Origin of the sequence: Candidatus Nitrotoga sp. AM1P (assembly GCF_013168275.1) — a bacterium.
GTDB lineage: Bacteria > Pseudomonadota > Gammaproteobacteria > Burkholderiales > Gallionellaceae > Nitrotoga.
This window is the reverse complement of sequence record NZ_AP019547.1, coordinates 947976-963878: the sequence shown is the minus strand read 5'-3', so window position 1 is coordinate 963878 and position 15903 is coordinate 947976. Positions and strand designations below refer to the sequence as shown.

At 45.8% G+C, this 15903-nt stretch carries 13 protein-coding genes; all 13 read right to left on the bottom strand.

The window, feature by feature from the left end:
• Positions 1-6: 6 nt before the first annotated feature.
• Positions 7-1164 (bottom strand): TIGR03088 family PEP-CTERM/XrtA system glycosyltransferase, encoded by a 1158-nt coding sequence (locus W01_RS04250; RefSeq protein ID WP_173052368.1) that lies wholly within the window; start codon positions 1162-1164, stop codon positions 7-9.
• The gene (gene xrtA, locus W01_RS04245; RefSeq protein ID WP_242007035.1) at positions 1151-2752 is read right to left on the bottom strand and encodes an exosortase A; all 1602 of its coding nucleotides are present in this window, start codon (positions 2750-2752) and stop codon (positions 1151-1153) included. Before xrtA ends, W01_RS04250 begins: the two co-directional genes overlap by 14 nt.
• Positions 2749-4038 (bottom strand): TIGR03087 family PEP-CTERM/XrtA system glycosyltransferase, encoded by a 1290-nt coding sequence (locus W01_RS04240; protein ID WP_173052366.1) that lies wholly within the window; start codon positions 4036-4038, stop codon positions 2749-2751. Before W01_RS04240 ends, xrtA begins: the two co-directional genes overlap by 4 nt.
• A 5-nt stretch (positions 4039-4043) precedes the next feature.
• Positions 4044-5096: a FemAB family XrtA/PEP-CTERM system-associated protein gene (locus tag W01_RS04235; RefSeq protein WP_445082540.1), complete on the bottom strand. Its 1053-nt coding sequence runs from the start codon at positions 5094-5096 to the stop codon at positions 4044-4046.
• Positions 5093-5944 (bottom strand): XrtA system polysaccharide deacetylase, encoded by an 852-nt coding sequence (locus W01_RS04230; protein WP_173052364.1) that lies wholly within the window; start codon positions 5942-5944, stop codon positions 5093-5095. The genes W01_RS04235 and W01_RS04230 overlap by 4 nt, the downstream gene beginning before the upstream one ends.
• Before the next feature lie 133 nt (positions 5945-6077).
• On the bottom strand, positions 6078-7241 hold the full coding sequence (gene wecB / locus W01_RS04225; RefSeq protein WP_173052362.1) for a non-hydrolyzing UDP-N-acetylglucosamine 2-epimerase: 1164 nt from the start codon (positions 7239-7241) through the stop codon (positions 6078-6080).
• A gap of 333 nt (positions 7242-7574) precedes the next feature.
• Complete coding sequence (locus W01_RS04220; protein ID WP_173052360.1) at positions 7575-8582, bottom strand: XrtA/PEP-CTERM system-associated ATPase; 1008 nt, start codon at positions 8580-8582, stop codon at positions 7575-7577.
• Positions 8583-8599: 17 nt separating this feature from the next.
• Complete coding sequence (locus W01_RS04215) at positions 8600-10174, bottom strand: TIGR03016 family PEP-CTERM system-associated outer membrane protein (RefSeq protein WP_173052358.1); 1575 nt, start codon at positions 10172-10174, stop codon at positions 8600-8602.
• Entirely contained in the window at positions 10152-11024 is an 873-nt protein-coding gene (locus tag W01_RS04210) for an XrtA-associated tyrosine autokinase (protein WP_242007033.1), read from the bottom strand. Before W01_RS04210 ends, W01_RS04215 begins: the two co-directional genes overlap by 23 nt.
• Before the next feature lie 144 nt (positions 11025-11168).
• Positions 11169-12707, bottom strand: a complete 1539-nt coding sequence (locus tag W01_RS04205; protein WP_173052356.1) for an XrtA system polysaccharide chain length determinant — start codon at positions 12705-12707, stop codon at positions 11169-11171.
• 162 nt (positions 12708-12869) lie between these two features.
• Positions 12870-13502, bottom strand: coding sequence for an XrtA/PEP-CTERM system exopolysaccharide export protein (locus W01_RS04200; RefSeq protein WP_173052355.1), 633 nt, complete (start codon positions 13500-13502; stop codon positions 12870-12872).
• A 570-nt stretch (positions 13503-14072) separates the two neighbouring features.
• Positions 14073-15224 carry a GNAT family N-acetyltransferase gene (locus W01_RS04195; RefSeq protein ID WP_173052353.1) on the bottom strand — a complete coding sequence of 384 codons (1152 nt, stop codon included), beginning with the start codon at positions 15222-15224 and terminating at the stop codon, positions 14073-14075.
• Complete coding sequence (locus tag W01_RS04190; protein WP_242007032.1) at positions 15221-15865, bottom strand: DUF938 domain-containing protein; 645 nt, start codon at positions 15863-15865, stop codon at positions 15221-15223. Before W01_RS04190 ends, W01_RS04195 begins: the two co-directional genes overlap by 4 nt.
• Positions 15866-15903 lie beyond the last annotated feature (38 nt).

Here is a 15903-nt window from a genome sequence, read left to right as displayed (position 1 = left end):
TATAAGTTATTTGTCTCTATTTAAATTACCCAGCACTGTGTCATATACGCCCAGATATCCGCGTACCATGGCCGACATTGAGAAGTGTGCCTCGATTTTGGCCCGCCCCGCCGCGCCATGTGTGCGGGTAAGTGCGCTATCTTGATAATACATTAGCAAGGCATGCGCCATTGCTTTCGGGTCGGCAGAGGGCACCAACGTGCCCGTGATGCCTGCCTCTATCAGTTCGCTGTTGCCGCCGACGGCGGTTGCAACCACAGGCAAACCGCATGCCATCGCCTCCAGAATAGTGTTGGATACGCCTTCGCCCAACGATGATAAGCAGAATACGTCGAATTGGCGCATCAAATCCGCTATGTCATCTCGGCTGCCAGGTAGCCAGGCGAGATGCTCGGCATTGGCTTGCTTGAGTAAGGCCAGGCAAGCCATGCGCGCTACACCTTCGCCCAGAATAACCAGCCGTGCGCGGGTATGGAGCTCAGGCTTAAGTTCGAGCATGCGCAGAAACGCACGCACCAAATTTGGATAGTCTTTTACCTCCGCCATGCGTCCCACGGCGCCGATCACAAATCCATCCGGCGGGCAAAATCCCGGCGGGCCGAAGTTAATCCTTGGTGTAGTGAACGGTGTGAATTTTACACTATCGACACCATTGTAAATTTGGGTAGCGATTGCCGGATTGACATGCACGGTATCGATTAACCAGCGTTCAAGATCTTTGCTCACTGGAATGTAATGCTTTACCAGTGGTCGGATTGCTTGCCTTAGCAAATTGTATTTACGATTCTTGCCCTGCAAGTCGAACATGTCACGCCCATGCTCGCCATGCACTCTGTTGCTGATGCCCGCGGCAGCGGCAACAACTTGTCCTTCTAAGGCCGCCAAGTTGCGTGTATGCACAATGGCTGGCTTGAGCCGACGCAGTTCACGAAACAATCGACCATACAGACCGACATCATTGCCGGCGCGTTTGTTGAGTGCTACCAATTCAACGGGTTGATTCAGGCGCTGACGAAATTCGCTGTATCCGGTCAAGCATACGATGGCGTGGCGATAGTGTTCCGGGGGCATATGGTTGATCAAATTCACGATGCCATTTTCCATGCCGCCCACGCCAAAATGATGAATGACATGCACAATTAACGGTGGATTATTCGTGTGCATATGTTTCGCGCTCTGCTACTTGATTAAGGCTGGCATCAATTGCCGGTAGCATATCGTTGGCAAAAGATTGCAGTGATACTGCCGCTGATTCCGGTGTCCCTTCATAGGGGGCAGTAATAATGATCACTGCACCATCGTCACGCTGCCCAAGTAGTTTGGCCTTTGCCAAAAGTAACTTCGCCAGATACGGGTTAATAGTGTATGTGCCTTCCAAGCTATTCCAACTCCAAATTAACAACCGGTTATTGGAGGCGCGTAATAATGTTTGCTGGATTATTTCATTTTTGTCATGGAGAGAAATTTTGCGTTGCGTTTCTCCTACATTGCTCCATACTGGATTTTTTTGTTGGATCATATAGTTTTGGGAATTGATTAATTCCGCATCTTGGCGCTGAGTCCGGTAATAACCGAGGTACACGCTGATGACCTTATCCTCCTTGCGATAAGTGCGCATAATTTGCGCATTCGTACCAACATAGTGTGGCTGCCAATCCGTAAGTGGCGTGGATTGTAAATTCCAGCCTTGATTTGATTCAGGCAGTTTAATTGTTAGCCCATCGGTTTTGATTGGACGGTTGTTCAAATAAGCTGCGTAAGCGGGCCAAAAGGCTGCAACTAGAATGATGATAACGCCCGCCATGGCAAAGCCTCGGCTCGTGATCGCCCCATGAGCTGTATTAACAGCAATCCTGTTTTCTTGCCGTTGTTGATCTGATTGATCTTCCCGCCAGAAAGCACCGATCCAGAATAGCAACGTCATAACGATTCCGAAAAAGACCCAACCGTAGATGTAATGGTCAACTCCCAATGCCAATTGCATATTGCTTAAGTGGGCGATCATCACGATCATATAAGCACGCAGCCCATTGGCAAAAATGGGGACGATTAATGAAAGTGCTGCAAAAATGAGCCTGCGTTTATTACTGCGATAGGTGAGATAGCCATATAAGCTGCCCAGAGTGAAAGATGCGATCAGGTAGCGCAAACCGCTACAACCTTCTACGACGGACCACTGGCCACTGGGTATTGTGAAGAATGTTCCTTCGCGGTAAACCGGAATGCCTGTTATTTGCAGTGCGGTTACCACAAAATCGGCAGTGAAATCCATCAGCGGGGGAATCAAAAATTCCCCGAAAGGAACGGCAAAAAACAGGAATACGAGGGGGAAGGTTATCGCGCGGGTTACCTGCATCCCCAGTATAGTCCAGACTACCACCGGGATCATTGCTACTAAACATAACTGAGCAACAACCTGCACACTTCCGGCATCGGCAAGCAGCCAGCCAAGGCCTAACCCTGCCATGGCCAACAAGCCACGGTAATCCGGGCATGGGGCTATCTCGGCAAGCGATTTGCGCTTCATCCATATGAGATAGGCACTAATCGGGAAAATAAAAAAACCGTGGGTAAAGGTCTCGGACCGCAGCCAGATAGCGACGGTGGATAATACGGTTTGCTGATAAATAATTAGAATTGTGGCAATGACCGTAAGTGTGAGGATAGCCATAAAACGCCATTGCAATACTGGCTGCCCGGTTTGGCTGTCGATACTGGACGGAGTTAACGCTTGGAGTGTTGTGCCAGTCATCGTTGCTCATCCTTGAAAGTGGTCAAGTGTGGGATTTCTTGTGGTATCCAGGTATTCTTTTCTGGTTTACAGGATTGAGTCGTAGTTATTGGAGCTTCATCAAGCAATGCCTTGACATGCGCAAGACTGCGTTCCCATTCATAATCAGCCAGAATCCTGGCGCGGGCGGTTTCGCCAGAATGTTCTTCGGTTCTATGTGTGAGCATCGATATAATAATGCGGCTAAACGCCTGGCTGTTGCTGGCAATATGTAGCTCTTGACCTGATGTCGCCAGAATGCCTTCTGCTGCTTGAGGAGATGCAATAACAGTTTTGGCCATGGCCATGGCTTCCAGGACTTTGTTTTGTAAGCCTCTGGCGATGCGTAAGGGCGCCACCGCTAGTTGGGCATGGGCGAGATAGGGTCTAACATCTGCTACCGCGCCTGTTACCACAACTCCAGGTAGCTGGACCAGTTCCTGCACGGCGGCGGTTGGGCGAGATCCAACGATATAAAAGCGTGCATGGGGATGCTTGGCAAGTACCGCGGGGAAAATTTCCTGGGCGAACCAGCACACGGCGTCCACATTCGGCCAATAGTCCATGGCCCCGGTAAAGACAATGGCCGCCATATTTGGCTGATATGGATCAGGATATTCTCGGCTAGGCGAAAAATAGTCACTATCCACACCATTGTTGAAGAATCCAATTTTCTCAGTGCTCTCCGGTGCCAGTTGTTTAAAAAGATCGGCTTCAGCTTCCGAAACGAACAGCGATGCATCATACTTGCGCGCCACTTGTCGTTCGTAGCGGAGCAGCAGGCGAGCTTCGCGTCGATATAGCCAACTCATCGGCCATGGCTTTCTTTTTGCGTATTGACGCCATTTATCGGAGTCTATGTCGACGAAATCGATGATGCAACGCGCTTGTTGGATGCCTGTTACATATTGTGCCATCGCAGAGGAAAATATTAGAACGCGTTTAATTGTTCGTGTCTTTATTACTTTTCTTACCCATTCCTGTAAATCGTTATTGCGATAATAATCAATAGTTAAAGGGCGATTCATCATGAGTGCGCCCAAACTTCGCAGACGCGCCGTGCGGGGATTTAAAGATGCAAAATGGGTATCTCCGCACAATTGCTTTACTGTATCTATGTATTGCCAATCGTCTGGATCATCGATAAAGGTGCCGAGATGAACATGATAGTGTCGCGCCAAATATTTCAGTAAATGGTACGAACGTATTTTGTCCCCTTTGTTGGGCGGGTAGGGGATGCGGTGAGTAAGATAAAGCAAATGATCCATTAGCCTTATCCCAAATTTTTTACGATGTGCGGTCCGAGCCAGTTGGCTACTGGCAGGGGTAGTTTTTGCCACATCTTGATGAACAACTGGTATTTTGGATTTAATGGATTGGTATCAGGCACGGTTTTCGCCCGGAGCAATTGATATTCGTAATGCAACGGTTGCGGTTCGAACCCCCAATTTTTCTTGAAATCGAATGGGCCGGTGCCGCGCTTGCTGCGTCCATAGTCGAAGATCTTAATACCGCGTTCGCAAGCGCGCCGCATCAGCTCCCAGTATTTAAAATCATTTGCCGCAAAATCGCGAGCCTCCACGGTGTCGCCTGCGTAGTAGGGTAATACTTCATCGCGGAAATAAAAGCTCAGTACGCTGCTTAAAATGAGCCCATCCTTAACTACTGACAGTACTTCGCAGTCGCTGCCGAATATTTCTTTAAGTAGTACGAAATAGCGTTTTGGCAATGCGGGAGTGCCATGGCGGTGTACATTGTCCGCGAACACGGAAAAAAACCGCTCCACTCCTTCGTCAATCTCGCTAGCGAGACCGTTTTTAATGCCCTTTCTAACCATCGCCCTTTGTTTGCGGGGGATGGCGAGCATGTTTGCTTCCACGTCCGGCTCGATGACCTTGCGAAAAGAGACATAGAGATTCTTGCTTGGCCAGTCAGTGTGGAAGGGCATAATGTTGCGATATTCCAGGAAGTCCACAGCTAATTTCGTAGCCAGTATCTGAGCCTCATCATCCAGTGCCTTCCGCGCTGACTCTGTATTTGCGATGACACCGCCGTAAACGCAAAACGGTAGTGAAGATAATGAATGTCCAAACAATCTGCTATTGATCTCTGCCAGCGGCAGGATGCCTTGAATGGTTCCATTTTCTTCAGCCAGCAGGAAGTAAGTGTGGTGCCCAAAGGCGCGTTCGATTACTTCTTTCCAGCCAGCACGATGAAAAAATGTGGCGGCAGGACAGGCATAAACGAATTCGTCCCAGCGTGCGACGTCATTTGATGTCATCACGCGTACCTGTAGTGCGGATGCGATCGCTGAAAATTCCTTCACGCGCCTGCTTTCATGAATATGCGGTCCATGCGATCCCAGTGGAAATCCCGCAACAACGATTGTAGGCGGGACTCCATATGTTTCAGATTGATGTAATGGCGAAATCGTGTTTTCGTCGAGATGTTAGATTGACGCGGTTGGTCTGGATCAAGCTCCCACGGGTGAAAATAAAAAATACAGGGTTCTCCATCCTGTTGATTGACACGGCGTATGAGCCAGCGAGACGCTTGATAGGGAAGTAGTCTGAAATAGCCCCCGCCTGCCGCTGGCAGGTTTCGGCCCAGTAATGCTGCCGTGGTGGGGGGGAGTTCCAGCATGCCGTCTGTGCCGCGCGGGTAGTGGGCAAAGCGAGGTGCCTCGGGCATACCGTAATGGTCGTGCCGAATCGGATATATGCTGGAGCTATATTGATAGCCAGCTTCTTGTAGTAAATCAAGCGCCCACAGGTTATCAGCGCCGATGGAAAAGCTCGGGGCGCGATAGCCAATTACCGGACTGCCTGAGAGGTCTTCCAGTATTTTTTTGGCGCGTGAGATATCTTCGTTGAATTCATTGCGGCTCAGCTCGCTAACGCGTTGGTGACCATAACCATGACTGGCAAGCTCATGTCCATTGTCTACGATGCGGCGCACCATGCTGGGATAGCGCTCAGCGATCCAGCCTAAAGTGAAAAAAGTTGCGTGCGCATTACCTTCATTCAGTAAAGCTAGGGCGATATCAATATTGCGTTCTACCCGGCACGGCAGATTTCCCCATTGCTCGCGCGCGATAGTGGAGGCGAAGGCCGAGACTTGGAAGTAATCTTCCACGTCAATAGTCATCGCGTTACGTATTAGCGCTGTGGTCATCAGATTTTTTCCGGTAAAAATCCATACTTGATAACATTTGTTGTGCAGATTGCTTGCTTAAATTGCTTCATTTTCATTTAAGCGCCATTGCGGGCAAAGTATCGTGCTTATATATTTGTCAAGGCTTCAATAATTATTTGCTTTGTAAACCGTTTTTCAGCCAATCAAGAATTTCCGCTGCAATGCGTGTTGAGGCATGCCCATCCCAGAACTCAGGGATTCGACCTGCTTTTCCACCGGTAAGCATGATTTCGTCAAATATCGTTAGTATCTTTGCCGAATCCAGTCCGGCGATAGTGTTGGTACCCTCATCCACTGTGATCGGCCTTTCTGTATTATTCCTGAGTGTAATGCAGGGTACGCCAAGGGCCGTGGTTTCTTCCTGAATACCACCTGAGTCGGTTAATACAACTCGTGCATCCTTCATAAGCCCCAGCATTTCCAGATAACCCATTGGAGGCAGTTGCAGTACTGTAGGAACATCCAGCATTTTGCTCAATTCAAATTTTTGAATCATGTCACGAGTGCGTGGGTGCATCGGAAAAATAATGGGTAATTGGGTACTAATCTTGAGGGTGGTTTCAAGCAATGAGCGCAGGGTGTCAGGATCATCCACATTGGAAGGCCGGTGTGCGGTGAGGATGGCATATCCGTCATGGCCAACCAGAAACTCTTCTCTGCCGGCATTCTGCAGGATTTGAGATACCGGGATTGCTTTTTCCAGGTTGTGATGCAAGGTGTCGATCATGACATTGCCGACAAATCGAATGCGATATTCGGCTATTCCCTCGCGCAACAGGTTTTCGCGACCACTGCGCTCAGTGATGAAAAGCAGTTCAGATACCTGGTCAGTCAAAACCCGGTTGATTTCTTCCGGCATAGCGCGGTCGAAACTGCGCAGACCGGCCTCAACGTGAATTACGGGAATTCCTTTTTTTACTGCCACGAGCGTGCAGGCTAGAGTGGAATTCACATCTCCAACGACCAGCACTGCGGAAGGGTGTTTTGTGTCCAGAACTGATTCGAAGCGGAGCATCACATTGGCGGTTTGTGCTGTATGGCTTCCAGAGCCAACCTCCAGATTAATATCGGGCTGCGGTATGCCGAGCGCTTCGAAATATTGATGGTTCATGGCTACGTCATAATGTTGACCGGTATGAACCAGAGATACATCAAGTTCTGGTCCAAGAGCGGCAAAGGCCGCCATGATAGGAGCCATTTTCATGAAATTAGGGCGTGCGCCTACAATACATAGAATGCTAAAAGGTCGAGGGGTCGGTGGTTTAATAATTTGCATTAACTGTTATTGATAATATGAATTTATTCAAATGATTTGTAAGGCGGCAACACGCTGTTGCACTCTTTGAACTTTTGTTAAACTTGTTGAACACGTTTGTTGATTTGAGATTATGTTCTGCTCAATCAGTATTTACATGCTATTCCAATTTTCTGCGAGAAACACAGAGCACTGACAGATACTTGATATTGCTTATCCTGCAATTCCCGAGCCTGCTTTGGATTCCATTTAACTTGCCACTGCGCTCTCATGCGAGTTGATTTATCTACTTCAATTTCATTCGCAAAGTGAATTCGCTCCTCAGTAAATAGTCATAGCCATTGATAGGGTCATTTACTTTGTAAGGTTATTGATGTTTGAATTGGAGCGAGAAAGAATCCGTTTAAGCAGATCTAGAACGGAGATGACTGAGTTTTCCATCTTGAAAAGCCTTTCATCCATATTTCCTAAACTCTCCTGAGCATTTTCTTTCTGCTCGATCTGCGGGATGTCGGATGAGTTTTGTGCTGCAGTCTCTGATATAGGAAGAGCAAGCTCCTGTTGAATATCACCTAATACTTCAGTTACATCAGCGCTTTTGAAATTGTGACGCTCTTCGAGGTAACCCATTAGAAAAAGGCGGTCACAAAGTGTATTTATTTTGCGTGGGATGCCGCCAGTAAAATTATAGATTTCAAAGAAAGCATCTTCGCTCAAGGAGGGATCTCCATTCCAGCCAACGGTATGCAGTCGGTGTTCGATGTAGTCTTTGGTTTCCAGGGCATCTAATGGTCCCAAGTGGTAGGTCGCAATTACCCGCTGCTGCAATTGTTGCATGTCGCGACTAAGAAGGGTTCTCCTGAATTCAGGCTGTCCTAACAGGAAGATTTGCAGCAATGATTTGTCAGCAGTTTGAAAATTGGACAACATCCTTAATTCTTCCACTGCTTGAGATGAAAGATTCTGTGCTTCATCCACTATCAGTAGTGCACGCTTTCCTTTTTGATCACATTGTCGAAGAAACAGCTCAAGTTTGGTCAGCAGAGAAGCTTTGGAGTCATCTTCGTAGGGAAGTCCGAATGCTGCGACTACCATTCTTAATGTATCATCTGCGTTAAGGTTGGTGTTGACGATTTGTGCTGCTTGAATTTTTTCAGATTCAAGTTTACAAAAAAGACTGCGCACCAAGGTGGTTTTGCCTGCACCAACCTCACCGGTGATGACGATGAAACCTTCCCCTTGTGACAGGCCATATTCCAAGTAGGCCATGGCGCGCTTATGACCTCTGCTGCCAAAAAAGAACTGGGGGTCAGGCTTTAATTGAAACGGTTTGGCACTTAGTCCGTAGTAAGATTCATACATTTATTTGGTTGCTCCAGCTAGAAACGCATAGACAGTGATGCGATGAGAGCATTCTCGCGATAATCACTGCCAATTTGGTTAGAGGTTCGCTCGATATGTCGAAAATTTACTGCTCCATTAAGCTTGGGCTGTAATTGTCTTGTCAGGCCGGCTCTGAAGGTCTTGGTGTCGTCCTCTCTGCCCGTGGCGAGTAAACTGGATTTCAAGTACATGACGCCAACATTGGCGTTGGTTCGTGGACCAATTTTCCAGTTCCAAAGAGCATTGCCTCCAATTTGCTTTATGTTTCTGTTCAGTCCAATGTTGCTCGTCCCAATAATCGAAGCATCATTTACATCTCCAAGTGTTTGTGCTTCGCGCAACATATGGAAAATGCTAAATACAAGTGTGTTTCTTGCACCACTAAAAGCAACACTCGCCTGTAAGCGCTTTTGCAGAAAAAATTGATTTGTGAGGAAATTGACTGGGTCAAAAATGGAGGCTGACAGTCCATTGTCTCTAATGAAGTTCTCTACTGTTTGCTGACGCATTACCGGGTCGGGGATGTTGGACATCCACAGTTGGTTCAGGAAATTTTCCGTATCGGTTGTGGGGGGGATGAAAAATTGATCGCGGGTGGTGGTGATATCCTGGTTGTAGTTTAAGCTCCAAGCTGACCTGCGAGTGCGATGGCTGGCTCTAAGCATGTACGTAGTGCCAAAAAAAGCTTTACCAGTATTGGCAGTAATACTAGTCCTTTCGGCTGGTGTCCAAGCAAAACCAGCTGTCCAGAAAGATCCAGCCGATACTCCGGTTAGTGATGTATAGCTGAATTTTTGATATCCACTGGTTCCAGTCAGGCTGAATTTTGATGAAATCCGGTAGCGAAGATTGCCGGTATATCGTTCATTTTCTATAGATCTGTCGAGGAAATCTAATTTTTGCTTATTATAATTCAAGCCCCAGCCTAGTGTTCTGAAGGCAGAGCCACTGGTTAAGCTTAACAGGATAGTGTCAGATTTCCTTCCAGAGAATGCCCCTACGTCTGTGTAGACAGCATTATGTGTGTAGCGCGCTTGAGTTGAAGCAAAATTGGAAAAATTGTGACGTATATAGGGGCTAATGCTATAGGTTTTTACATTGGTTCGGTTATTCGTAATGTTTTCGTTATTGTCTGTTATTGGGCCAAGGAGAGAAATGTTACGTTGACTGATACTTGCAGTACTGTCCAGGAAAAAAAAGTTTTTTATTAGCTCCGCGTTTTCACTTGCCCTTAACTGATGAACAGTCCTATTTCGACTTTGCTCATTTGCATAAAAAAGGTTTTGCATTGTGTAGTCGACATTGACTTTTAAGCGTGTCCCGGTTCCAATCAACGATATTCCAGGATTAATTTGGGTGATGAAGTCGCTTTTCTCATTGCCTTTTGTAGCCAGTGTTACATTATCGGTATAAGTTTCTAATAAATTTAGTCTGGGTGAGATTTTCCAGTCAGCAGCGGTAGAACAGGCTGGTAAAATCAGCAGGGTAAGGGTAACTGTTTGTACTGTCGTATAGACAAACTGGTTAACTCCATTATTCCCAATCACTCTAGTCATAATAGCCGTAACCATAATTGGTTCCGCCTGGGAATGCCCTTGCCTTATTGTAGACTAAATTAATATGAGGGCTTGTTTCGATCTGACGAAGTGCCTCTTTGACTGCATGCTGGGTAGTGGTTTCGGCTTCTACCACCATGACAATCTGACCCATCTGGCCGGCTAGAACACGTGCCTCAGTTGTGGGGAGCAAAGGAGGGGAATCAAATATGACGATGCGATCTGGATATCGGTTTGAAATTTCATTTAACAAGCTGCTCATCGCCTGGCTTGCCAACAGTTCTGTTGCATGTCTGTGACTTGTTCCAGCAGGTAAAATTCTGAGAGTATCGACGTTAGTATTAATCATTACGTCTGCTAAATCGAGCTTTTCGTCGAGAAGAATATCCATCAACCCGACAGCTGATTTCAATCCTAATGTGCGGAGAACCGATGGACGAGCTACGTCTGCATCAACCAGCAGAACTGTGTGGTCCATTTCTGTTGCGATGCTCATGGCCAGATTAATGGCGCAGAATGTTTTTCCTTCTCTGGGTAACGAACTTGTTACCATAATCAAATTTCCGTGGTGTATCGCACCGGCACCTTTAAAGAAAGCATTCTGGATCAAAGAACGTTTTATTCCTCTAAACTCCTGCGCGGCTAAAGTTTTTCCTTGGTCCGGTGTGATCATTCCTAATTGATGCAATTTAGCAAGATTGATTTCGACTTGCGCAATCATTGGCTTGTCTAAATTGTGGGTATTGTGTTCATTAATTATTTTTGAACTTTGTTCATTTAGATTCTCCGACTTTATTTTTGGTGCAGGCGTTATCTCACCGTTATTCTGCCCAAATCTGTTTGCTGCTTTTTCAATAATGCTCACATAATCTCCCAACGGTGTTCGGTCTGGCTGCTTTGTCCGCTTTTTGATTTGGCTTTGTTAATTAACAAACACCTATCTTTTATGTCGCCTATGTTTTAATTGCTCTTAGTTGCAGTTTTAAGTTGTTAAGAGGCTTCCTCAAAATTATAGTTTAAGGAACAAAAACACCATTACCACGCTATATAAGGCAACCAGCAGAGAGATAGAGAGACCGAAAGCATAAAGGCTCCGTTTCCGCTTGATTACTTCATTGGCAGTCCAATTCATGGTCACGGTACCTAGTATCGGCAAACCAATTGATTCTCGTAGACTATTTTGACTCAAAAAAGTAGGTCTGATTTGACTCATTAAAAGCGCACTGCCTATCCCGCCCAGCAGGGCACCAACAAAAACTAAACTGAATAACATTAACCGGTTCGGTCCTGAAGGAACAAGTGGAACCGTAGGGGGATCTATGACCTTGAATGTCAGCATATCTGAAGTGGCACTCAATTCCCCTGACAGCTTTGCAGACTCTCGGCGTCCTATAAGGCTTTCATAATTCGTTTTGTTAATCTGATAATCACGGTTGAGCTGTGAAAACTGTTCTGCAACTTGTGGTTTTGCAATAGTCAGTGCTTTTAATTGAGCACTGCGTGAAGAATATTCTTCCACTCGAGCTTTCATCGCAGCGACTCTGGCTTCGGCCTCTGATAAAGAAACATTCAGTTGTTGTAGCATTGGGCTGTAACTCTTACCTCGATCCCGATCAGTGGTAGGTTTTTTAAATTTAGCTTCCTCCACCTTACGTTCTTCAAGTTTTGTAATCAGGCGCTTGATTGAAATAACATCTGGATGGCGCTCTGTAAAGCGTAGTCGCAAGGCATCCATGTCATTAGTTAATGCCTGTATCCGAGCGTCAATTTCCGGGTTAGCGATAGTTGAGGGAGCTGGTACTGTCGCCGGATCTTCAGGAGGTGCGCCATCTTCAATTTGATTTTTGATGGCATTGCGCGCTTGCTCTGCTTCACGCAGTCCTAATTTCGCTTCGTTCAGACTATCCGATACTGCTTGCAGTTGTGATCCATAATCACCGTCCCGAGGCAATAGACCACTATTCTTTATTTGAAAGTCCGTAACAGCTTTTTCCGCAGTGACTAATCTATCTTCATAATTTTTGATTTGTTCATCGATAAATTTAATTGCTTTTTCGGAGTCTTGTTTCTGATTCCCAAAGCTGCCTTCAACAAAGATGGTTAGGAAGGACTGAACTACATCTTTTGCAATTTTTGGATTTTGGTGGTTGTAGGAAATAACATAGAGGTCAGCACTATTACTTCCGTTGATCTTGATTTGCCCCATCATATTGCTGACTAGTCGCTCATGATCCTTGGCATCTATTGCTTTGATATCTAAATCCACCATTCTCATAACTCGTTCAACGTTTGGACGGCTAAGAAGAGTACGACTCATGATTGAAACTTGTTGTTCCATGTTGGGAACAGTTGTCATACCTGCCAGTAATGGCTTTAAGATAGTTCGTGTATCCACGAAGACTCTCGCGGAAGCCTCATAATTGTTAGGTAGAGAATATATCTTGAACCCTCCAGCTAAGACAATGATCCATGCAATAACCACCGCGTACCATCGGTATTTCCATATTCCCTTTAAGTAGGAAAGTAGCAGGGCTATTAATTCCTCCATCTTGTCAAGATCTCCATAATGGTGCGGGTATCAACTTTTAATTTAACACTACTCCGCGATTACATAACGGAGTAGCCATTTAATTATGGAATGTATTGAAAAATTAGGTGTGACACTTGATCGTTTAAATTATTCTCTTAAGTTTAAGAAAGAAAATATAAATCAAAAGAAACTTTCAGGAATGACTAAAATATCCCCTGGACGTACTGGTATGTTTGCTGAAATGTCGCCATCCTGAATTAGATCGTCCAACCGAACTGCAATATATTGTGCTTTTCCATCAATGTTGCGAATAATGCTGGCCTTGTTGCCTGCGGCAAAATTTGTGATGCCACCTACGGCGATCATGACATCCATTAGTGACATACCTTTGTTATAGTTAAGCGCTTGGGGTTTACCAGCTTCTCCTATTACACGAATTTGTTCTGTGTATGGCCCAATGAAACCAGTCACAACAACCGTTACAACCGGATCTTGAATAAATGTAGCCAGTGCTTTTTCAATGTCACGAGCTAAATGTGTTGACGTCTTTCCCATGGCGGGCAGGTCTTCTACCAGAGGGGTGGTAATTTTTCCATCCGGGCGAACTGGAACGGACATGGAGACCTCTGGGTTGTGCCAGACTATGATATTAACGTTGTCCCCCGGGCCAATTATATAGTCATGTGAGGGAGGTTCGTCTGATGGAGAAAGAGTTATACGTTTTGTGTTAGCGCAACCTCCAAGGGTTAATGCTGAAAATACTATAACAAAACAAACTAGCCATTTCATGATATTGGTATGTAGAGTATTCATCTGAATTTCCTTAAATTTGCGATCATTATTGATGATGGCAGGTGTGCTAAGCGCATATCTCACCCTCCATCATGATTACTTAGATGAAGTCGTAATTTCGTTGCTAGAGTTTCAATTATAAACATGCTGAGTTTTTACTAAGCTGATGATAGATCATCGGATGAAGCATGAAAAACTTTAGTACAGCTCTGACTTTTTATCTTCGCTAACTTTGAGTTTAGGGTTTTTTCTTTAATCAGATTTAAAGATATTAACTTTATGAGAAAAGGTATTAAACGGTATCGTTATAGATACATTCATACTGTTAAATCACTTTTATTTTTATGCAAATTTGTCCTCCATTCAGTAGCCCCGTCTTCGATAAGGGCTTGCCAAGTATCGCTTTTAATTCAATTTGAAGAGGTAGTTATTATGGGTCTTATCGATCTAAATCTTTATACATTTTAGCATAACATTGGCAAATCGTTTGAAGGCCATTCATGTCGGGTGGCGAGCAGTTAAGAAGCAGTTGAGAAAATGATCACAGCGACTATAAGAATAGGGAAATCAAAATGAAGAGAGTTTTAGTGTTTAAAAACCGGACAAATTTATTTTGTTACTAACAGGCTGGCATTTAAAGGGATTGCTGTCGTTTAGCTCATTTATATACTGGCTAATGTTTCCTGTCTCACGCTTTAAGAAATCTTCTACTGCTCGTGAGAATTGCGGATGCGCCAGCCAATGCGCCGACCAAGTTGTGATCGGTAGAAATCCTCTGGCAAGTTTATGTTCTCCTTGCGCCCCGCCTTCAAAGGTGGCGATTTTATGTTCGATGCAAAATTCAATGGCTTGATAGTAGCAAGTTTCGAAGTGCAGACCAGGATGATATTCCAGCGTACCCCATGAGCGCCCGTAAAGAACATCACGGTTGAATAAGTTGAATGCGCTGGCAATCTGCTTTCCACTGCGCGATGCGATGATCAGCAGAATGTTTTCAGGCATGGTCGCGCCGATGCGTTTGAAAAAATTCAGATTCAATGATGGTGGAGAGTTGTACTGACTATGGGTATGGGTATAGCACTGAAAGAAAAAATCCCACTGGGCTTCAGAGATATTTTCTCCGCGGATGCGCTCGAAGAAAATGTTGGCCTCCTTCACCTTGCGTCGCTCATGTTTTATTTTTTTGCGCTTGTCTTGACGCAGGCTGGACAGATAAGCATCGAAATCGGCGTACCCAGGATTTTGCCAGTGAAACTGCACGCCGCGACGTAACATCATTCCTTCCTGTTGCATTTCCAGCGCCTGGTTTTCATCGGGGAATAGACAATGGAGGGAGGATACGCCTGCCTCCTGCGCCATTTGCAGAGCGGAACGGATTAGCTGTATTCGTACTTCGGCGGTTGCTGCCAGAAGCCTTGCCCCGGTAATAGGCGTAAACGGTAGGGCACACAATAATTTTGGGTAATAGTTCAGCCCATGTTGCTGATATGCCTCGGCCCATGCCCAATCAAAAACGAATTCGCCATAGGAGTGGTGCTTACGATAAATCGGCATAGCGCCAGCAAGAAGGTTGTCTTGCCAGACCGTGAGGAACTGCGCCTCCCAGCCGGTACGCGGGGTGGTACAACCACTTTCTTGTAGTGCTCGTAGGAAGGCATGGGAAAGAAACGGATTGCTTCCTGCGAGTGCGTTCCATTGTGCCTCGGAAATATCTGCTATGGATTCGATTATTTTTATGCTCATGGTGCTTCAAGGTTGTTGGGAGCGCGTTGCCACACCAAGGTTCGATTGTTGTTGGGCATGGGCACATCTTTCAGCAGAAATAGTCCATGCGTTTCGGCGAGCCGATTGATAGCTTCAAAATCCCGCACACCGCTGTTTCTGTTGCGTGATTTGAGCCATGCATCAAAACGCGCATTGCTTTCGGAGGTAAACTTTCCCTCATAGTTAAAGGGCCCATACAGACACAGAATGCCACCTGCACTTAAAGCGCGTGCTATGCCTGCAAACAGTTGCTCAACTTCTGGCCAAGAAATGATATGTACCGTGTTGGCATTAAACACTGTATCTACAATTTCGATAGGCCATTGGTCGTCGTTCACATCGATGGCTACAGGTGGAAGCACATTGGGTAGTTGGGCCTCGTCCAGCCAGGCCAGGATACCCGCATGATTTTGCGCTAATTCACTGGTTTGCCAAGTCAAGTGGGGTAGCGCACGCCCGAAATAGACGGCATGCTGGCCGGTCCCACTGGCTATTTCCAATACATATTTTTGATTAACGAGTGTTTCTTGTAGGACTTCAAGTATGGGAGCTTGGTTTTGTTCGCATGATTCAGAGTAAGGTTTCATGGGAGACGAGGTAGCATTTAATGCGTGATGCATGTTAATTTTTCAAATTTATCTGGCGGATTCAAGTTCGA